Source organism: Furfurilactobacillus milii, from assembly GCF_009864005.1.
GTDB classification, from domain to species: Bacteria; Bacillota; Bacilli; order Lactobacillales; family Lactobacillaceae; genus Furfurilactobacillus; species Furfurilactobacillus rossiae_B.
The window spans coordinates 280,776-302,279 of sequence record NZ_WEZQ01000001.1 but is presented as its reverse complement, the minus strand read 5'-3'; the positions used below and the strand labels follow the sequence as shown (position 1 = coordinate 302,279).

Annotated in this window: 18 protein-coding genes, 1 pseudogene and 1 riboswitch; of the genes and pseudogenes, 4 read left to right on the top strand and 15 right to left on the bottom strand. The window is 45.0% G+C overall.

Going from position 1 to position 21,504, the window contains the following annotated elements:
* Positions 1-21 precede the first annotated feature (21 nt).
* Together GB993_RS01390 and GB993_RS01385 are read right to left on the bottom strand one after the other, a co-directional pair.
* Positions 22-1,377 (bottom strand): nucleobase:cation symporter-2 family protein, encoded by a 1,356-nt coding sequence (locus tag GB993_RS01390; RefSeq protein WP_161002787.1) that lies wholly within the window; start codon positions 1,375-1,377, stop codon positions 22-24.
* Complete coding sequence (locus GB993_RS01385; RefSeq protein WP_161002828.1) at positions 1,367-1,963, bottom strand: xanthine phosphoribosyltransferase; 597 nt, start codon at positions 1,961-1,963, stop codon at positions 1,367-1,369. The genes GB993_RS01390 and GB993_RS01385 overlap by 11 nt, the downstream gene beginning before the upstream one ends.
* Positions 1,964-2,031: 68 nt before the next feature.
* Positions 2,032-2,129: riboswitch (purine riboswitch) on the bottom strand.
* Between the two features lie 126 nt (positions 2,130-2,255).
* Here GB993_RS01385 and GB993_RS01380 point away from each other — a divergent pair.
* Positions 2,256-2,813 (top strand): TetR/AcrR family transcriptional regulator, encoded by a 558-nt coding sequence (locus GB993_RS01380; protein ID WP_161002786.1) that lies wholly within the window; start codon positions 2,256-2,258, stop codon positions 2,811-2,813.
* Positions 2,814-2,836: 23 nt separating this feature from the next.
* Here GB993_RS01380 and GB993_RS01375 read toward each other — a convergent pair whose 3' ends face one another.
* The 6 genes from GB993_RS01375 to GB993_RS01350 all read right to left on the bottom strand — a co-directional run bounded on the left by GB993_RS01375 (position 2,837) and on the right by GB993_RS01350 (position 9,179).
* Positions 2,837-3,661 carry an N-acyl homoserine lactonase family protein gene (locus tag GB993_RS01375; protein WP_161002785.1) on the bottom strand — a complete coding sequence of 275 codons (825 nt, stop codon included), beginning with the start codon at positions 3,659-3,661 and terminating at the stop codon, positions 2,837-2,839.
* Between the two features lie 217 nt (positions 3,662-3,878).
* Positions 3,879-4,466: a hypothetical protein gene (locus GB993_RS01370; protein ID WP_161002784.1), complete on the bottom strand. Its 588-nt coding sequence runs from the start codon at positions 4,464-4,466 to the stop codon at positions 3,879-3,881.
* A 77-nt stretch (positions 4,467-4,543) separates the two neighbouring features.
* Positions 4,544-5,524, bottom strand: a complete 981-nt coding sequence (locus GB993_RS01365) for a DMT family transporter (protein ID WP_161002783.1) — start codon at positions 5,522-5,524, stop codon at positions 4,544-4,546.
* Positions 5,525-6,022, bottom strand: coding sequence for a GNAT family N-acetyltransferase (locus GB993_RS01360; protein WP_161002782.1), 498 nt, complete (start codon positions 6,020-6,022; stop codon positions 5,525-5,527).
* Positions 6,023-6,055: 33 nt separating this feature from the next.
* Complete coding sequence (locus tag GB993_RS01355; RefSeq protein ID WP_161002781.1) at positions 6,056-7,849, bottom strand: glycerophosphoryl diester phosphodiesterase membrane domain-containing protein; 1,794 nt, start codon at positions 7,847-7,849, stop codon at positions 6,056-6,058.
* Positions 7,850-8,027: 178 nt separating this feature from the next.
* The gene (locus GB993_RS01350; protein WP_161002780.1) at positions 8,028-9,179 is read right to left on the bottom strand and encodes a serine hydrolase domain-containing protein; all 1,152 of its coding nucleotides are present in this window, start codon (positions 9,177-9,179) and stop codon (positions 8,028-8,030) included.
* Positions 9,180-9,478: 299 nt separating this feature from the next.
* On the opposite strand from GB993_RS01350, the gene GB993_RS01345 reads away from it, so the two are divergent.
* From GB993_RS01345 to GB993_RS01335, 3 genes are all read left to right on the top strand, one after another.
* Complete coding sequence (locus tag GB993_RS01345) at positions 9,479-10,351, top strand: adhesive domain-containing protein (RefSeq protein ID WP_161002779.1); 873 nt, start codon at positions 9,479-9,481, stop codon at positions 10,349-10,351.
* Positions 10,314-14,486, top strand: a complete 4,173-nt coding sequence (locus GB993_RS01340; protein WP_161002778.1) for a beta strand repeat-containing protein — start codon at positions 10,314-10,316, stop codon at positions 14,484-14,486. The genes GB993_RS01345 and GB993_RS01340 overlap by 38 nt, the downstream gene beginning before the upstream one ends.
* Positions 14,487-14,656: 170 nt before the next feature.
* Positions 14,657-14,842, top strand: a complete 186-nt coding sequence (locus GB993_RS01335) for a hypothetical protein (RefSeq protein WP_161002777.1) — start codon at positions 14,657-14,659, stop codon at positions 14,840-14,842.
* A 14-nt stretch (positions 14,843-14,856) separates the two neighbouring features.
* Here the strand turns inward: GB993_RS01335 and GB993_RS01330 are convergent, their stop codons facing one another.
* The 7 genes and pseudogenes from GB993_RS01330 to GB993_RS01300 all read right to left on the bottom strand — a co-directional run bounded on the left by GB993_RS01330 (position 14,857) and on the right by GB993_RS01300 (position 21,339).
* Positions 14,857-15,102, bottom strand: coding sequence for a hypothetical protein (locus GB993_RS01330; protein ID WP_161002776.1), 246 nt, complete (start codon positions 15,100-15,102; stop codon positions 14,857-14,859).
* 13 nt (positions 15,103-15,115) lie between these two features.
* Entirely contained in the window at positions 15,116-15,775 is a 660-nt protein-coding gene (locus tag GB993_RS01325) for a phosphatase PAP2 family protein (RefSeq protein ID WP_161002775.1), read from the bottom strand.
* A 29-nt stretch (positions 15,776-15,804) separates the two neighbouring features.
* Positions 15,805-16,746: pseudogene (locus GB993_RS01320) on the bottom strand (glycosyltransferase family 2 protein).
* A gap of 53 nt (positions 16,747-16,799) precedes the next feature.
* On the bottom strand, positions 16,800-17,444 hold the full coding sequence (locus tag GB993_RS01315) for a VTT domain-containing protein (protein WP_161002774.1): 645 nt from the start codon (positions 17,442-17,444) through the stop codon (positions 16,800-16,802).
* Positions 17,445-17,561: 117 nt separating this feature from the next.
* The gene (locus GB993_RS01310) at positions 17,562-18,941 is read right to left on the bottom strand and encodes a HAMP domain-containing sensor histidine kinase (protein WP_161002773.1); all 1,380 of its coding nucleotides are present in this window, start codon (positions 18,939-18,941) and stop codon (positions 17,562-17,564) included.
* Positions 18,938-19,630: a response regulator transcription factor gene (locus GB993_RS01305; protein WP_161002772.1), complete on the bottom strand. Its 693-nt coding sequence runs from the start codon at positions 19,628-19,630 to the stop codon at positions 18,938-18,940. Before GB993_RS01305 ends, GB993_RS01310 begins: the two co-directional genes overlap by 4 nt.
* 17 nt (positions 19,631-19,647) lie before the next feature.
* A complete protein-coding gene (locus tag GB993_RS01300; protein WP_161002771.1) occupies positions 19,648-21,339 on the bottom strand; it encodes a hypothetical protein in 1,692 nt (563 codons plus the stop codon).
* Between the last annotated feature and the right edge of the window lie 165 nt (positions 21,340-21,504).

Sequence of the window (21,504 nt, the reverse complement as noted above, 5' to 3'; positions counted from 1 at the left end):
ACTCACGATTAACACGGAGACTTACTTCTCTGGCTTTGCTGCCGTAGTCTGGTTCTCCGCAGTAACTACTGTTTGCTCCCTTTCCGGTTGCTGCTCGCGCTCCGGTCGTAAGAGCAAGTTTAGGATAACAGCTGAGAAGCTAGCAATCACAATGCCATTGCTCAAAATAAGTTGAGCCGTTTTTGGTAAATCTTGAAAAATTGCCGGTTGAACGGTAACGCCCAGACCTAAGCCAACAGAAACTGCAGCAACCAGGATGTTTTTATTGTTGTGAAAATCAACTTGGCCAAGCATCCGTACACCCTGCATCGCAACCATTCCGAACATGACAACCATCGCGCCACCGATAACTGGCGCTGGAATAATCGTAGCTAACGCGCCAATCTTTGGCAATAATCCCAGTGTCATCAGAAAACCAGCTGCATAAAACACTGGTCGGCGACTCTTAATTCCGGATAGCTGAACCAATCCAACATTTTGGGAGAACGTTGTGTATGGGAATGTGTTGAACAAACCGCCAAGGGTAACTGCCAAGGCTTCAGCACGGTAGCCTTTCTTTAAATCCGTTTCCGAAATTGGTTTGTTCATGATATCTCCCAGAGCGAAGAAAACACCGGTTGATTCAACCATTGATACGAGTGAAATCAAAATCATCGTTAGGATTGAAGAGATTTCAAAGTGTGGAACACCAAAATAAAACGGTTGTGGAAAGTGAAACCAACTGGCCTGCAAAACCGGCTTTAATGACACCATTCCGAATGCTCCGGCCGTTAGTGTACCAACCAGCAAACCAATCAACACAGCAATTTGGCGAATAAATCCACGACCCCAAACGTTAGCGGCAATGATTACAGCCACAGTCAGAAAGCCAACCCCGAGGTTTAAAGGTGAGCCAAAGGTTTTGGCCGATACATCCCCACCGCCAAGGTTTAAAAATGCAATGGGAATTAGTGTTAATCCGATAACGGTGATGACTATGCCCGTGACCAACGGTGGAAATAGGTGTCGGAGCTTGGCGAACACACCGGCGATTAAAAAGACAAAAATACCGGCCGCAATGATGGCACCATACATAGTTCCAATTGAAAAGTGCTGACCAATCAAGATTAATGGTGCTACCGCCTGAACGGCACATCCGAGAACGACTGGCAAGCCGATCCCGAAAACACGATTTGTAAGCAGTTGGAGCAACGTTGCCAACCCACTCATGAAAATATCAATTGAAACCAAATATGTCATTTGAGTTGCATTAAAATGCAAGGCGCCACCAATGAGCAACGGAACTAATACGGTGCCTGAGTACATTGCTAGTAGATGCTGAAGTCCAAGCATGGCAGCTTTGGATTCACATGCCGTTGTCGTGGATTTACTGAACATTAATTTGCTCCTTTTCATGGCTGAAAACGACGTGACCATTATCAAAACTTGCGATACTTGCCAAAGCGAGCAATGGGATGTGACGCTCCACGATGAACTGATGACCACGTTGGAATCGTTTTTCAATCACCACGCCAACACCACCAACCGTGGCTCCAGCAGACTCACAGATATCCAGCAGGCCGTTAACAGCTTGACCGTTTGCGAGAAAATCATCAATAATCAGCACCTTATCATCAGCCGACAAAAATGATTTTGAAATTGAAATTGTATTTTCAGTTTGTTTCGTAAAGGAGTAGACCGTCGCTGTGTATAAATTGTCTGTCAACGTCAAGCTCTTGTGCTTACGTGCAAAGACCATCGGAACACCAAGAGAAAGACTAGCCATCAATGCAGGAGCAATCCCGGATGATTCAACGGTTAGCACCTTAGTGATCCCCATATCGGCAAAGTAGTGAGCAAATTCATCGCCCATAGCCTGCATCAATTCGGGATCTACCTGATGATTTAGAAAACTATCAACTTTTAAAATATCTTCACCGAGGACACGACCTTCGGCATCAATGCGTTCTTCAAGACGTTTGATAAACTTCTCCTCCATTTTCTGAGAACAAAAAAGCTTCCCTTGCGGATATCGCAAAAGAAGCCGAGGATACATTGACTTAATTTGCTTATAGTCCGGAGTTTAGGGCTCTGGGTAGAGACAACCATCCATATCATGGTCTTATATAAGCTTTGTTCGTATGCTAATTAACTTGTGGTTCATAGATTATCACAGGTTTGTCCATCGTGCAATCACAGAACTCACTTTTTCATTTCTTGCCGCCATCTGAGCTCATCGACTACAATGAATTTAGTTTTCGAAAGGTGGCAAATTTATGAATGAAGCAGACTTACGTGTTGTCAAAACGGTTCGTTTGATTGACAAGACTTTATTAAAACTATTAAAAACAGAATCGTTCGAACAAGTCACCATTCAACAAATCTGTCTGGAGGCCGAAATCGGTCGATCTACTTTTTACCATCACTACGTAGACAAATTTGCATTGCTTGAACATCTTAACAGCCAATATACCGACAAATTTGAAAAAATTATGACGACACGAATTTCAACATTAACACAGTCGAATTCCCTCGCCAATTTGGTAACAGATCTTCTGCCCGATAAAGACGCCCTGTTACTACTGCTAAACGTCCACACTGATGATATTAGTCTAGACGCTAATTTTCGGACAATCATAGGAGACAACTTAGCAGTTTTTCTGAGAAATCATCTTAAAACGACCTTACCAATTACTTACTTGCAAGACTTGTACGTTGCTAATGCAATGACTTACATTACGTGGTCGCTCGCCCACGGTCTCAATGAGGATGTCGCCCACTTTATGAACAAAGCATTTATCAACATTGCCAATCAAATCACTCAGCAAAGTTGATAATTGGTATCTCAACGGCTTCGTTAATTCAACGTAACAACGTGAGGCAGTACCTGAGGATCGTGGTTTGCCATCGCCTCAATAACATTTGGTTTTGCTGCTTCTTGTTTAATCCATGCCAGTGACTCAATAGCAGCTTTCCGATCTATCACAATACCAGGTGTGACCATTTTCTCCCAAGATTCGCGGGCGTAACCCACATCAGCGGCAAGAACGACTTCACGTCCATCTTTTCCCGTTACAATTGTAGCCGATAGCCCCGCACTGTGGCCTGGTGTAGCAACAAACTGAACACTACCGTCACCAAATAGATCAAACGTTTGATGTAAGGGACCGACATTTGCGCTTTTGTATGCAAATGTTTCTACGTTAACGCCGCGCCACATTCTACTGATATACCGTAATTTATCATGATTAGCTGTTTGCCACTCCGTCTCGCTGGTTAAAATTTTCTTGGCATCTTTAACCAATTTGAGACCACTGGCATGATCGCTGTGCAAATGACTTAATACCACATAGTCAATATCACTTGGTTGATATCCTAAAGTTGCTAACTGTTCACGAACCGACCACCCAGCTGGTAAATAGGCTTTATTGATTTGCACTTGCATGCCCAGTTCATGCCACTGACTCTGACGAACCGATTCATTCCAACCAGTATCAATGAGTACCAACCCTTTTGGATGCTCAATTAAATAACTTGAAACGGGTAATGTGATTTGATTAATATGTGATCGCAATACACCTGTAAATGCCAACGGATTACGATAATAGTCATGAAAGGGCAAGGCCCGATCAACTTGAACTAAGCCTGTGTGCAAAACATGAACCTTGATGTCTGTAGCCATTTTATCAACCTCCGAAAAATACTGTGCGTTATGACTTGATGAGTTCATTATTGATTCTTTATTGGCGGGAAACCAGAATCAATAATAGCCATTGTGTATCATATCTTTCAAAGCGGCGTTTATCGTTTTATTATTGGTCATAACTTCTATAACACTAAAATAGTGGCATTAACCCTAAATGCACTTTGCATAGGATTAATGCCACTATTCTTTGAAATTATTTCGATCGTCGGTCCAGCCACTGACCATATACAAACCCACCAATTAAGGCGAACGTGGTTAGACCGGCAGCGACTGGAATCAAGACATCGGGAACGGCATTGCCAACTACTACGATAACAATACCGGCGATAGCCAACCCCCGACCCATGAATAACAGCATACCTTTTGTTGCAGAATCACTTTGTTTGATGTGAAACCCAATTGTGAATGTTGGATGTGCCGGTGGCAAATACGTTACTAGCATTCCTGCCAGTCCTGAAGTAAGTCCAACAATCGACGCATGGCTGGCCTGAAAGTCATTCGGAAAAACGCACGCAGTTATGCCATAAGCCATAAAAACCACGGCGTTAGTAATTGCTACCTTTAGTTTCATTGCAACGGGCCACTGAACAAACGACCACGATCCAATTGCAAACGGTAATCGCATATAAGCAAGATAAAGCACCGCAATAATGCTAAAACCCAAAAGTTCATTTCTAGAGGTTATCTGCAAACGACTGAGTCGCACCCAAAGAACGACAGCAATAGCCACATTAATAACATGAATTAGCCACCAAAACCGATAAATTATGTGCTGCGTCATTTTAATCGCCACCCGCTTCATTTGGCAGCATCATACACCCATGCTATTACACAAAACAATCTTTTCGATGGGTCACCCTACGAACGTTTGCGGAACCAATGAATTGCTCGAAAATCCATTGCCAATGCCATTACGGCGAGAATTATCAAGACGCCGCCGACAATATCCATACCCGATAGCGAGATGCCAAGAAAAATGATGGAAAAGACCGTCGCTGATAATGGTTCAAACGCATCAAGCAAGCTCGCAGTTGTTGGCAAAATATGTTTCAAACTAATCGCGAACAAAATGAATGCCAGCAAGGTTCCAATAACAATAATCACGCTCATCAGCAACCAATCTGGCGCAGCTAAATGAACTGGATTAGACCAAACAGGTCCAAACACGTTTAGGGATAAACCAGCGACCAGCAAACCCCAGCCGGTTGTTGCAAACGAACCGTATTTACGCAATAACGCTCGTGGCAGTAACGTATTAGTGGCCACGCCAATGGCCGACAAACCGCCCCAAAATAAAACGGCGCCAGACACAGCCAATGTATTGAAATGGCCATGGGTAATAATCAGTAATGTTCCGCCAAACGCCAGTACCATCCCGATAACTTCAGAACGCGTTGGCAGCTGATGATGGAAGAGAATGTAATAAAAAGCAATCACAAATGGTCCTAAAAATTGCAATATCGTTGCGATTGATGGATTGCCTGCGTGAACCGCGTTGAAATAAAATAATTGAACTGGAATGAGGCCTAAAAGCCCATACATCACTAGTTGTAGTGCATCCCGTTTGTTACGCCAAATGGCTACCGATTCCCCCTGTGTCAGACTAACTAAAATCATGATTAGGCCAGCAATCGTCATCCGCACTTGGCTCACCCACAGTGGCGTAATCGCGTGATTGTGATGAAATAGTGCACTGGCGGCCACGCCTGAAATTCCCCAGCAAATCCCCGCCGTACAGGCCAAGGCAATCCCCAGTGCCTTTCTAGGACGTGGCGTCGCTGCTGTTTCTGTTGAGTTAGCCGTTACTTTTGCATCAACATTCGTTGCTTGTGTTTCCATTCAGACACTCCGTTTCAGTTGTTTTTCCATGTTGTACCAAATCTCATCAGCGTGAACCGAATCAGCCACGCCAACGTTAGTGAAACCGTTCTTCTCATAAAACGGAATGCGGTCTTTTAAGCAAGTTAATGCCATGGATGTCCGTCCTGCCTGTGTCGCAACGTCGGCCAAGGCCGTCAGTAACTTACTGCCGATTCCTTGTCCACGAACAGTGGGCGCTGTCGCAATTGTAAAAACCAGTTGATGACCGCCTTGAAGCAAATTTTGCGGCGTCTCCTCATACATCCAGTCCTCAACAAAACGTTCCTTCACTGCCGGCCCAACGATAAAGCCTAGGACATCACTGTTGTCAGCACGGCCAACTAAGAAAGTATCAGCCAAAACAGCCAGCCGTTTGCGATACGTTTCCAGTGAAGCAGCTTCTGCCGCGTTAAAGCCAGCCTGTTCAATTGCCTCAATTTGTTCTAGATCATTTACTGTTGCAGGTTCAATCTTCATACTCAATCCCCTTTGCCCTCTCCGCTCAAATGACTATTGGTTATCGCTAATCACTTGAGTGCCGTACTGCAGTAGCTGAGTGGCATAATCACGCCCACCCTGCTGCTGCCTAATTTGCCGTTTTAACGTGCTTAACTGATCGGTAATGACACCATCAACGTCCATGTTCATGACTTTTATCATCGAATCACTATCGTTCACAGCCCACGCAAACACTTTTTTGTGCTCCCGATGAGCGCCGCTGACAAACCGATCATTTAACGTCGTGTATTCCATCGTGTAAAAATCTGCTTTGGTCTGCGGCACGCCAATAAAGTTAAACGGCAGGATGTATCCCACAGTCAGTGCTGGCCGTTGAGTCTTCAACTGTTCAACAACACCATAGTCCAGTGAATGAATGATGTCATGATGAGCAAGCAGTGAGTTACCATAACGTTTTATGAACCGGTTAACGAGTTTCCGCCTGTTCTGCCCGGCATTCAACTTGATTTCAACTAACAATTTTTGGTGCATTTGTTGCGCTGCATGAAGATAATCATCGAAAGAATCAATTTTTGTCTGATGCCCATTTTCATGAATCGTGGTATCTGTTAAACCGGTTAACGTTTGCTTGCCGACCGTTTTGTTTTGACCAGCTAAGGTACTTAAATTCGGGTCGTGCATGACGACAAACTTATGATCACGGGTCTCTTGAATATCCATTTCAACGTACGTTGGGTGTTGTTTGTGTGTTTCCTTTAATGCCTGCACCGTGTTTTGCACGCCGTTACCATTATCAACACCTCGGTGGGATAACGTTTGTGGATTCACGACCAGCAATCCGGCAAAATAGCTGTAACCGTAGCCTGCAAACACAATGGCAACAACGGTAAAGGCAACCGGAACAGCCACTCGCCACCATGGTTTTGCCGTTACCCGTGGCAGGTCTGGCAAACCGTCAAGAGCGTGGACGTCATAATCTTTCATCAACTGCAAACTCAAATCCAATACCCACACAGTTGCGAGAATTGAAATCGTGTAGTTGACCAGCGTTAACAAATTAAAGTTAACAATCGCAGCGCTCAATGCAGTTGTGTGTCCTTGGGTGTCGAACCACCGTTGTCCAAAATAAAAGCCGCCTAACATGATGCCATACAGAACTGAAATACTGGCGATAATGCCAACAATCCGCAACGTGATCCACCAAAACCGTCCCCAGGTTCTTTGCCAGGATGCACGAACTGCCCGCCGAACCGTTTGTTGTTCAAACATCAGCATTGGAATAACAAGAAATAATCGGTTTCCGAAATAGAAAGCGCCGACGTACAGTAACACCAACGCTGCCACTAACAGTGGCTTGGTCATGATGAACTCAACGATAAAGTCGGGAATTTGAACCTTCGCCAGTAACGGCGTACTGATGAAGTTGCCTCCAAACGGAACAATTAACAAGAAGTACAACAAGAAAAAGCCAAACGTGCCGGGTGATAACCGTGGTAATCTATGCCATAACTGCGCTACCAGTTGACGGATAGTCGGTCGCTGATCCTTCCGCCGATAAGCAACCATCAACAGTAAATAAGCAAACTGCATGTAAATTGCCAGAACAATCAGTAACAGTAACAAGAGTAGGCTAACCATCGCCCATGGATGATCCTTTGCCACTGAGATAGCGTTCGTATAAGACAAATACGGAATATGGCTCCAGCGTAAAATGCCTGCACCCAGCCAAGAAAACAGCGGAATTAAAATAGCGTATACAATAATTGCTGTAAATGAATAATGCTTAAAGAAGTACCAAAAAGCGCCTAAAAAACGCCAAATACTCGTTCGCTTAGTCCCCGTCATAAGTACATCCTCTCTGATGAAGTTATTCGTTCTATCATAATCTTTTTCATAGCCGATTTATTATTCGTTTTGTGTATTAAATACCACTTTACTGCTAATCACACGGTGACAAAAGAAAATTCCTCGTGCAACTAAAAAAGTTGCTTGAGGAATTTTTGTTAACCAGTGAATCAGTTTGTTATTTTTTAAATAAATTGAGATACAGTTGTTCTGCAAACGGCTTCACACTGTGTTTCGCGCGAAATGAATTACTTAGCATGATCAGACCATTCTGCCCATCCTTTGAAACGATCGACATTCCTTGATAACCGTAGCCCAGCCCGTGATTAACTGCCGCACCATACATGTTGTACGTACCACCACCGTACGTGCTGCGACTACCAGATTCGTATAACTGATTCACTGAAGTTTGAGAGATTAATTTACCCTGCATAATTTGACTGATCATAACGTACAAATCACGCGCCGACATCGCGATGCGCCCAGTTCCCAGCTCGTCATGCCACATTGCGTCCGGCGTCACGACTTCCTTACCATAGTCCACGTTGTCTGTTTTAGTGCCCGCGTAAGATACGGCAACATGTGGGTTGTCAGACGGCATAAACACCGTTTGCCGTAAATTAAAGCGTCGAATAACCTGCTGATTGAACAAGGCTTCGTAAGACTTTCCCGTAAGTTTAGTCAATACTCCTGCCAAGATATTGTAGTTCACTTGCGAGTAACGCCACTGATTATAAAGCTGTGGATTAAATTTTAAGTGATGCAAATCATAATCCACAATCTGTTTATCCGTTTGTGGCGTAGTCGGTCCGGGTGGTCCAGGCAAAGTCAATCCCGAAGTCATGTCCAGCATTTGCCGAATTGTAATTTCATTACCGTGCGGAACGTCTTTATAAAATTTACTGATGTGGTCAGAAAGTGACAGGTGGTTTTGTTGCACTTGCTGCATGACTAATGCCCCAGTAGCTATTTTCTGGATGGAAGCAATAGCATAAGCCGAATTCACATCATTTTGACGTTTACGGGCCGCATTTGCATCCCCGTATTGCTTTTCAAACACCACTTTACCGCCACGAACGACAAGCACAGAACCAACAAAATCGATTGACTGCATCTTTTTATCCAACGAATCCGCCTGCGTGTGGTCAATTGCCGTCGGTATTTTAGCACTTTGCCATTTCGCAATTGGCTTAACAACAGGTTTTCGTTTGTACACTGGATGTGCCACTTTCGTTGATCGTTGCACCTCATGATATAACGTACCCCACGCTAATGTGCTGACTAGCAGAACGAGGAGAACTATAAACCAAATTCTTTTTTGTTTGAACATTTTCCTCCCCTTTCTTACTACGAATCAACATTTTCCTATCGATTCATTATATCAACAGTTCACTGCCATGCCATAATTTTCATACTCCGACATGAGTTCATCATTAAATTATTAATTATAAAAAGCATATGTTTTTGCTTATAAAAAGTTCCTTGTTACCATTCAGGTACTATCGACGGGTAGTCATTTTTAATTGATCATGATCGATTCAGAGTGATGCCGAGGCCCCAAAACACGTGGGCGTCAGGTAAACATTTAGCAATGTGTTGCCCACTTGGGCTGCGAAAGGAGACTACGTCATGTCTAAAACAAAAGCGTCAACGCAATCCCCCAAAAAGGTGTCAAAAAAATCACCATCTGAATCTCGTGCTAATTTCAAACGTAACCTGCGCCGGTCTATTTATGTATGCGGTGCCACACTAATGCTACTTAGTGCCTCAGTGCCAAGCGGCGTTGCTTTAGCTGACACCATCAACGAACCACAAACAACTCGTCAGGCTAGAGCTGGCTTAGCTGACGTTAGCTTGCTATCCAATGGTCAAATGACTACTAATAAAGCTAATCCACAAACGAAGAACGCTCAGGGCAATTATGACTTGGATCTTAGTTACACTGGGACGGGTGTCGCCGATGTCGGTTTAGCGACGAAAAAAATCATGGTCTTTGGACTAGCCCCTGAATTACGAGGCAAAGTTGTCGGCGGAGCTAACATCTCCGTCGATGCGGCATTAACGGACATTAACCTGTCTAAGATTCCAGGTGTTAGTGCCGAAGTTGCTCTGGTTCAAACCGCCCTCTCCGCACTGGGAACTGGGTCACCAGAATTAAAGGCCGTTCAAAACGCATTGAATCGGCTAACTAGTGCACAACCACTAGGTACTTATCAAGCTAATGTCGCCGGAACTGTATCAAATGATCGGATTACCGCCGATGTAACAGATGGCTTGGGCAACTATGTTAAGAGTCAAACTGACCTAATTATCGCTGACGTTCAAAATGCACTGAATGCCTTACCAACATCTAACCCACTAACAGCAACCTTACGTGAGGCATTACAAGCACTGCTTAACGTATTAAATCCGATTATCGGGGTATCAAGCAACCTGCTGAATAACTTGCTGAATGTTAACTTGCTTGGTCACAACCGCACGTTTGACAACGACTGTAAGTGAATCAACCGCGGCCAACACAAAGGTTTACGGTGTCCTATCCAGTAATGGTGCCGTGGATATTGACCTCCTAAGCAGCGAAGGTGATGCTGTTAACCTCCAATTTGCAGTAACACCCCAAAATCCGCTGGAAAATTATACTGTCGCCACCCCAACGTTGAATCCAGCAACAGCTGATGATACCAGCGTTTCTGGGAACGCGACTCTGACAGAACCGATTCCAGAAGGAACGACATTTAAAGCCATTGCCACACTGCCCGGCGGTAGCACGGTGACAGGCGATGTTGTTGTTGACGGCAATCATGCTTCGTTTAACGTGGACACCGGCAAATTGGCGGCTGGTCAAGAAGTATCCGTCAAGCTACAGGCAGTTAATGGCGCCAACACCAAGACCGGTGGCGCCGCGAGCGTGGTCGTCCATGATGTTGACCCGACTAACCCACTTCAAAATTACACGGTTAATGTACCAAACCTTGACCCTGCCACGGCTGGTGACACTAGTATTTCAGGAAATGTTGCCATTGCAGATGGTATGCCAAACGGCACCACGTTTAAAGCCATTGCGGCATTACCTGGTGGCGGCACCGCAGAAGGCACTGTTACGGTTAATAATGGTACCGGAACATTTACAATCAACACGGGCCAATTAAACGCCAATGATGTGCTCTCCGTTAAGATTCAAGCCGAAAACGGTGGCTACACTAAGGACGGTTTACCACGTTCTGTAACCGTTCAAGCGGCAGATCCGTTTAAAGACTACACAGTTGCCGCACCAAGTGTTGACCCAGCAAATGATGGCGATGCAACGATTAACGGGAACGCTAATTTAAATGAGCCTTACCCTTCAGGCACGACGTTTACCGCTATCGCAACACTCCCTGGTGGTATTGAGAAAACAGCGGAGGTTAATCCAGATGGTAGTTACACAATCAACTCCGGTGGATTAACAGAAGGCGAAGACATTAGCGTTCGTATCCAAGCGAAAAATGGCGACGCCACTAAGGACAGTACTGGCACTGACATCACCGTCGGCAAGGCCGTGGTCACAAACCCAATTGCTGATTACGACGTTGCGACACCAACATTAACGACGCCGAAGAACGGCGACACTAGGATCTCTGGCACGGCTACATTAATGGAACCAATTCCTGCGGGAACAACGTTTAAAGCAGTCGCAACCTTGCCGAGTGGCCGACCAGTCACCGGTAACGTTACCGTAGAAGGCGACCAAGCCACGTTTACCATTGACACTGGTTCACTGCGGACAGGCCAAGAAATTTCGGTCAAACTTCAGGCAGTCAACGGTGACAACACGAAGGACGGATCACCAGCAACGACAACTGTTGTGGCTAATGCCTTTGACGACTACACCGTTAACGCACCCGAAGTGAACCCAGCGAAGGCCGGTGACACGGCCATTACCGGGAATGCCAACTTGAACACACCTTATCCAGATGGTACGACTTTCACAGCCGTTGCTACTCTTCCCGGTGGTGTTCAACAGACGGCTGAAATCAAACCTGATGGTACCTACACGATCGACTCCGGTACCTTGGCAGCGGGAGAAGCCATTAGCGTCAAGATTCAAGCTAAAAACGGTGACGCAACCAAAGATAGTACTCCAACGGACATGACTGTTAGCGAAGCCGAAAATCCATTGGCTGACTACGAAGTGGCAACACCAACGTTTGTCACACCTAAGAACGGCGATACCAGTGTTTCAGGGTCAGCTGTACTGACAGTTCCGATTCCAAAAGGCACCACGTTTAAAGCCATTCTGACATTACCAGACAACACGACTAAAACGGTTGATGCAAATGTTGATGGCGTCAATGCGACGTTTACAGCTGATACTGGAACATTAACGACCGGCCAAGTAGTATCTGCCAAACTACAGGCAGTTAACGGTGACAACACAAAGGACGGAGCAGAAGCCTCAACAACTGTTGAAGCAACTAATCCGGCCAATCCATTGGACGGTTACACCGTTAATGCACCAACTGTTAACCCAGCCAAGGCGGGTGAAATTACCGTAATTGGTAATGCCAATTTCAATACGCCAATTCCTGATGGGACAACATTTGAAGCTATCGCTACCCTGCCTGACGGAAGCAAAAAAACAGCGACCGTTAACGGTGATGGTTCCTACTCAATTGAAACTGGTACATTGGCAGCCGGTCAGCAAATCAATGTGAAGATTCAGGCAACCAATGGTGATAACACCAAGGAAAGTTTGCCAACAGGTATCGTTGTTGACCAAGCCGACCCAAGTAATCCGTTGGACGGCTATACTGTTAATGTCCCAACCGTCGATCCAGCTGTAGAAGGCAACACTTCAATTGACGGTAATGCCAACATCAACCCTGGTTACCCTGAAGGCACAACATTTATGGCAGTCGCAACCCTACCAGGTGGCGTTCAAAAATCAGCAGCTGTTAGCGATAATGGTTCATTCTCAATTGACTCTGGTACACTAACTGCCCGTGAAGAAATCAGCGTCAAAATCGTTGCCACAAACGGAGAAAATACCAAAGATAGTTTACCGGTAACCATTTTCGTCGGTAAGTCAGATCCGACTTTCGAAGATCCATTAACAAACTACAATGTCACAACACCAACGCTGAATCCGGCGAAAAATGGCGACACCAGCGTCTCTGGATCAGCCACACTAACCACACCAATTCCTGATGGGACCATGTTTAAGGCCATTGCTACCTTACCAGATGGTTCAACCAAAACCGTCGACGCAGCGGTTAACGGCGACAAGGCCACATTCACAGTCGACACAGGTGCCTTATCTACTGGCCAGATCGTATCTGTCAAACTGCAAGCTGTAAACGGAGATTATACGAAAGACAGTTCCCCTGCTTCTGTAACTGTTGAAGCTGGTGACCCAACCAACCCAACAAATCCACTGGATGGTTATAACGTTGGCACACCGACCGTAAACCCTGCTAAGGGCGGTGATACCAGCGTGACTGGGAACGCCAACATTACAACACCAGTACCAGACGGAACCACGTTTACCGCAGTCGCAACACTACCAGATGGCTCGACAAAGACTGGCACCGTGAACCCTGATGGTTCCTTTAACATCGACACTGGTGCCCTGACACCTGGTCAAACAGTGAGTGTCAAAATTGTCGCTACCAATGGTGACAATACCAAGGATAGTACACCTGTTTCAATCACTGTTAGTCAGCCAAATGCAACAAATCCACTGGATGATTACAATGTGGGAACACCAACCGTTAATCCAGTTAATACCGGTGACACTGCGGTAACTGGGAATGCCAATATCACAACGCCAGTACCAGATGGGACAACGTTTACCGCAGTTGTAACGTTGCCTGATGGCTCAACCAAAACTGCACCAGTGAATGCAGACGGTAGCTTCTCCATTCCAATTGACGGTTTAACTGATGGGCAAACACTATCCGTGAAGATCGTGGCCACTAATGGCGACAACGCTAAGGACAGCACACCAGTGGACGTTACAGTTGGTAGCGGTCAGCCTGGCACACCTGGTAACCCAGGCACTGGGAATAACGGTGGTTCAGGTAATCCGGGCACTGGAGGCAGCGGCGGTTCAGATAACACTGGGTCGGGTAACACTGACTCTGGCACTACCGGAACTGGCAACGGTCAAGGCTCTGGTGGACAAACATCCTCCGGCAACAGTGGGACAGGCACAACCGGATCTGGTTCCACGGGTGTTGGCACTGCTTCTGGCACCACAGGTCAAACGAGTCGTTCAGGATCAGCCATGACAGGTCAAGGCGGTTCAGGTTCCGGCAACACTGGCTCGACCGGCTCAAGAACGACTGGCTCAGAAGCGACTGGTTCAAAAACAGCCGACTCAGGCATGACCGGTACAACTGGCACCAGCGGGACCGGATCAAACGGACGCTCTGTAACAAGTGGTACCGTTAATGGACCACGTGCTATTGCACCTCAATCAGGTAGTGGCACCACCACAGGCCGTTCAGGATCTCAAACGACTAGTCAGACGCAACGTAATAAATCAGGCGTTCTTCCACTGACTGATCAGCAACGCGCTACGGTTGCTTCAATCCTCGGTGCTAGCTTACTGATTGGCGCAATTGCCGCCGCTTACCGCTTTATCAGAAAACGGTAGTCTTAAAACAATAACGAGTTGCAAACATTAATGTATTAATATTCAGAATTTCAAAAGCAAGTCATCTCGGCGTTTAGACCATATCGCTGAAATGACTTGCTTTATTTTGCTAAACTCTGGGGCTAAATTAAACGTGCCACATTAAAAAGATAAGGGAGCAACTCGACATCATGGAAAAAACAGATTGCAAAATGTACGCCTGGGGCAACATCTTCAAACTGACGGTAGAAAATCAGGATAAAGTTTTACCTATCAGTGTTAATGTCTATCCCAAGGTGAACCCAGAAACCGGTGAGATCACCTTCTTTGTGGATCCAGAGCAATTCGCCAAAATGGCCCAGCACGGGTTGCACTAGCATCACTTGCTTAACTAACTCATTGCCAACGGGTGCTGACCAAAATAATGCTTAATCGTGTTCACTTCGTCCACGTATTCTGGTTTAATCATCCGACTTTGAACCGTTGGTAACTCAATCAGCACAGCGATATTACGAGTTACACGCGCCTCAACAACCAACTCATCAAGAATGCTTACCATTTCGTTTAAATATTCTGGTTTCGTCCTAACCAGTACAAATTCCATAGCTTTCTCAATAATATTTTCATCATCAAACATGCTTAACATCCCCTTAGGATTGCTGCAAACTAGGTATTCGTTTAATAACTTCCGTAATCAGCTGTTGACTAAGCAATAACCAACCGCCCGCCAGCAGCACAGAACCCACAACATCAGTAGCAAAGTGATTGCGCAGATATACGCGCGCAATCATCAATATGACCAACCAGATAACCGCAATTATTGTCGCAAATAATTGCGGTTTAAATTTCAAATAATGACTCAAAACCAATAATAGCAACAGAATCAATAAGGTACTGGAAAACATATGCCCACTGGGAAAACTAAAGCCACTGTCTGCAACTAACTCATGTGTTGGTCGCACACGACCAACCATATATTTGACCAGCAATGCGATTGCGTTACCACCGAAATAAATAAGGAAACTGATACCAGCGGCGATTCGCTCTCGTTGCCACCACAGCCACAGAATCAATGCGAGCGCTGCAATCGTAGCAACTACTGGGCTACCAAATTTAGAAATTACAACAAACAGCGCTGTCTTCGAGGATGTCTGCCAACCAACAAACATGGCTGCAAGCCCTTTGTCAATGCAAGTGACAAAGCCCGACTGTAGTTTGACGCTCACTGCTAGTGCCACAAAGATAACCAGTAAACTAATTGACGTCCACCAACGCCATTTTGATGAAGACGATGCTTCTAAAAGACCCATTTTTACAACCCCTACCCACTTTTTAAGTACTATTTTTGTTCACGCGTAATGTAAACCGGCCGCTGCTTCACTTCCAAATAAATTTTGGCAATATACTTGCCAGCAATTCCTAGACAAAACAGTTGGATGCCACCAATCATTAAAATGATGGATACCAACGACGGCCAGCCAGCAGTCGGATCACCAAACGCCAACGCTCTAATAACGATGAATATCAGTGAAAAAATGGATAACACAAACGATGCCCCGCCAACCACTGACGCAATCGTGAGTGGTTTATCAGAAAAATCCATAATCCCTTCAAACGAATAACTCACCAGTTGTTTGAAAGACCAGTGTGTTTCACCGGCCACCCGCTCCTGATGGTCAAACGTCAACACCTTGGTGCGAAAGCCAACCCAGTTGAAGATGCCCTTTGAAAAACGGTTCACCTCTGGCATGGCTAACACGGCGTCAACCACCTTACGATTCATCAAACGATAATCCCGGGCACCTTCTGGAATCGGTGTTTGTGAAATACGGTTGATCAGTTTGTAAAACATTTTAGAAAAGAACGACCGGACAATTGGTTCACCCTTTCATGAATCACGTTTGGTTGCAACCGTGTCGTAGTCGCCACTGTCTAAATACGCGCTCATTTGTGGCAACAATTCCGGTGGATCTTGCAAATCAACATCCATCACACCCACATATTCAGCATCTGCATTTTCCAAACCAGCGTATAACGCCGCTTCTTTTCCAAAATTTCGCGAAAATGATAGAAAGTGAACATGCTCTGGATCACTCACTTGGAGCCGTTCCATTTCAGTCAACGAATCATCCGTCGAACCATCATCAACAAACAACAGGTCCCATTGATGACCTGCATATTCGTCTACATAGTTACCAAGAATCTCTTTCAAACGTTGATAAAATAGCGGGATTGCTGCTTGCTCGTTATAACAGGGCACAATAATCGTCATTTTTTTCATATCTAAAACCTCCTATCATCTTGTCCGTACCCTTGCAGACTTATAAATCGACTTTATTCAGCCTGTGAACGGGCCTTCAATGTTGTATACAAAACTGGTACCAGTGAAATCACCACGATTGCCAACATAATCAGTTCAAAGTTCGCCTTAACCACTGGGATATTACCAAAGAAGTATCCAGCACCAATTGCGACTGTGACCCACGTTGCGCCGCCGATAATGTTGTACTTGGCAAATGTCGGATAGTGCATTTTACCCATTCCTGCCGTAAATGGAATTAAAGTCCGAATGATTGGAATAAACCGGCCTAGGAAGATAGCAACGTTACCGTAACGTTCAAAGAATGTTTGTGAGCGTTGTAGGTACTTAGGCTTAATCCATCGTTGCATGCGTTTACTATGCATTGCCCAGCGCCCAAAACGTTTGCCAATTTCAAAGTTCACGAGGTCACCGAGAATCGCTGCCACAGTCAATATGCCAATCATCAACCATGGGTTCATGGCACCAGCAGCGCCGGCTGCCAATGATCCACACAGAAACAAAATTGAATCGCCAGGTAAAAACGGCATTACAACCAAACCAGTTTCAATAAAGATAATCACAAAGAGCGCAACGTATACCAGCACACCATGTGCGGCCATCAAACTCGGGATAATTGTATTAATATGCATAATCGATGCTAACAAGGCTGTTATCATAAAAAGCACCTCTCCTTCCCCTGCTATGTTTACAGAATAGCGAGAAAAGAGAGGTGCAACTATCTACGGTTCGTGAAGATTAAATGAGTTTTTCTCAGATTGCGTTCGTTTAAGTGATTACTTCCTAAATGTGATGGTAAACGTTGTTCCTTGTGGATGATTATCCGTCACAGCAATTTTGGCATGATTTAATGCAACTAATTGCGAAACAATGGCCAATCCTAAACCTGTGCCAGGTGTTTTGCTTGAACGTGCTTGATCAACACGATAAAAACGTTCAAACACATGAGCCTTGTCCGCGTCACTAATACCCGCGCCTTGGTCGCTGATGCTTAGTGCTGCTGCATTATCCAGTTCAACAACAGCAATGTCAATCGGCCAATCATCAGGTGAATATTTGACCGCATTGTCTAAAATGGCCAAAACAATCTGCCGAATACTATCTTCATTGCCCAACGCCTCTGCATGTTTCGGGAGTTTCAATGTGATTTCATGCGCCGTTTGATGCTGATAGTTTGCCACGACTGTTGTTAATAATTCGGTTAAATCAAGTGGCTTTAGGTCCAGTTGCAACTGATCATTACGGCTAATCGCTAATAAATTTTCAACTAGATGTTGCATCCGAAGTGATTCTTCATCCAAATATTTAAGAGAATCTGGAACAATTTCAGGATGCTCCGTCCCACGCCGGCGAATCAAACTAACGTGCCCACGAATGCCAGCTAATGGTGTCCGCAATTCATGTGAAGCGTCTGATACAAATTGGTGTTCACGCTGCATCCGATCGTTTAGCGATGTCAACAACTGGTTGAAACTAATGGCTAACTGGTTAACTTCAGTAGGTGTCTCAGGCACTGGCAGCGACTGCTGTAGCTGGCCCGTTTCTGCGGCACGCGCCTGGGCTGCTTTAGTCAAATTGGTCAGCGGTTTAGTTAGACGACGTGACATCAATAAAATTAAGGCAACGCCAACAATTAGGCTTAATGCAGCCACCAACAAAACGGCCTCAAGGACGACACGAACCATGTGCAAAATGTAGTTCATGCTTAACCAGATTTGATAATAGGCGCGATGAGTTAACTTACTACGGTAATAAAACACGCCATGACCATCAACGATTTTAACCGCCGGAAATGCCGATATACGCGTTACTTTCGCCTTTAAATACTTTTGAGTGTTAGGTGAATAAAATGTGTCTTTAACCTTGCCACTCTTAGTGATGGTTTGAATTTTAACGTAAGTATCCGACGTATCTTCCTCGCTTGCCGCCTCCCAAGCATCCCAATTCGGTGACTTATGCACAAACGAATCTTGTAGCGAATCAATCATGTTAACAGCTTCCGCTTCACGATTTCGAATTAACAGCGTACTAACTACGCCCGCTGTCACCATCACATTCAAGAGTGTCGTCACGAGCAGAATGACGATGTATGTGCGAATAATGACCCACGCATTTGAATTACGGTTAATATGCAGCCTTGCGAATACCCTTTTCATTCTTCTTCCCTTAGCGTGTATCCCACACCACGAATTGTATGAATCAATTCTGGCGTATGGTCACGATCTACTTTGTTCCGCAAATAACGAATGTAAACATCGACAATGTTTGTCTGCCCAACAAAATCAACGCCCCAAACATTGTCCAATAATTCGTCACGAGTGACGGTCTCCTCTTTATGTTGTAGCAGGTACAGCAACAACGTATATTCGCGCTGTGTCAATTGAACATGATCATCGTCGCGGGTAACTTGGTGCGACTTTGTATCAAGTTTGAGGTTCGCAATTTCATAAACTGGGGCAACTTGCATCTGTTGTGCCTCGTGTCGAAAAATCACACGAAGACGGGCCAACAGTTCTTCAATCTCAAACGGCTTTGTGATGTAGTCATCGGCACCATTATCCAAGCCGGCTACCTTATCACCAACGTAATCACGAGCCGTCATAAAAATAACTGGCAACGTGGCCGTTTGTTTGCGAATCCGACGGAGGACTTCAAGCCCGTTAAGCTTTGGAATCATCCAATCCAGTAGCACAACGCCCAGAGTATCTTGGTGTTCGGTGAACGCTGTCATTGCTTCTTCACCATCAGCCGCCACTAACACATCATAATTTTCAAACGTCAATTCCGTTTTTAAATACGAACTGAGACTATCTTCGTCTTCAACGATTAATACTTGGTTTTCCATGTTCATCCCCACGATCATTAAAATCCATTCCCATGACGCGTTCGCAAACGAGCATGGGCAAACGAACGTTGTCGCCGCCTAATACTCAAGCTCATTGCAAATACGGTAGCCATTGAAACGAGCACACTAATTCGTTGCAATGCTGTCCCAGCGTAACCAACGGCCACGTTTCCAGAACCCGTGACATTTAACTCGGTCATGCCCGTACCACTTTCCTTAGTGGTCACAAACTGATGGTCCAGCGTATTCACCGCCTGCATGCCTTTATAATAAACCAATGGCAGGCTTATTTTGGCGTGTCTTTGAGAATCGTGAACAACGTAATGAAATTCAACATGCCCATCAGACGCTTTGGCCGCTGTGACGGTTACATCTTCGTTGTTGTAAACGAGTGTCCGGTGTTTGTTAGACAAAATTTTATTGTATGACAATGTCTTAGGCAGGTATTCATGACCAGCGCCAATGTAATATGAGTCGATCTTGTTGAAACTACTCTCCGTTTCAACTCGTTGTGGAGATGCGGCTACTGTTTTCATGCCTAATTGCAGTCCTAATAATACAAGGACGCTAATGCTCATTGGTACAACAATATTGGTGGCTCTCTTAAATGACAGGCCGTATTGCAAATCAGATAAATTGTAGCTAACCAATAAACTAATAATCGAAAATAAACGCCATGGAAATTGTAGCGTATTAAACATTGTGTGATTTAATAAAGCCCACGGAAACAAACTTGTAGTCATTACCAACATAGCCACAGCAATAACGGCCAAACGACGATTATGGCGCTGCTTTAGCGCCATTCCTAAACCAGCAAGACTGCCGATAAAAATAACTGGTCCAACATTGACCGTGTTGGCGTGAAAAACTTGGTTTGTCAGCGAATTTATCACCAGATTCATGGGAGCGACTGCTTCATTTGAAATGTAAACGAGCGGCGTTGATGTCACTTGGAAAGTTTGTGACATTAGCTGTTCGCCAACGGGAACGAGATAGGCTGACAATAAAAGAATCGCTGTTATGGCAGCAGCACCAACAGCTAAGAGCGTTCGTTTAGTCACGAACGTCTGCCAATGAGTGAACGCGTAAATAACGCAAAACAACCCCATCATTTCGAGCGATAGCATGTGTGAATAGCCCACTGCCGTCATGCTAAGTGCAAGCCACAGCCATGCCCGTTTGTCGCCGTGATTCAGCTTAACCAGGCTCGCCAAAACCAACGGGAAGAAGACCATTGCCATTGCCTCGCCCATGTCTTGCCGACTAAATAAATCCTGAAGATGATAGGTACTTAAGCCATACAGGAGTGCAAACATGACACTGCGCACACGCGAGAGACCCATTTGACGACCAGCAAACTCTGTCATCGCAAATGTTGCCCACAAAATTCCAATCAATGTTCCAAAGTAAACTTGGGCGGAGCTAAAACCGATCAATCTAAACACCGCTGGCACATACAAAAATAGGGTTGGATAAAACAGACTCGCCGCATACCCGTAACCACCTGCGAAGTACGTATCAACTCGTGGTAACAAATCACCATGCTTTAACGCTTCATACAGACTTTCAATTCGGTTTTGATGAAAATGATAATCTCCTGTCGCAAACACCTGGTTTCCGTGAACCAGCGCCGCAAACAACATCATGCTTAAGATTACAAAACCCACTTCAACAAGCAAAGTTACCTGCCACCCAGATTTTTTAATCATTTCGCTCATCTCTTTTTAAATAGATTTGCCAACTGCGACTTGTATCTAAGCTTAATTTGAGCGCGCCAGGCTTAAAAGTACTTAAACCTGAAAGAAACATGAGAGAATCTCAGAAAAATTTACCAAGAGTATAATTATCTTTATTAATCCTCGCGATTTTTTTAT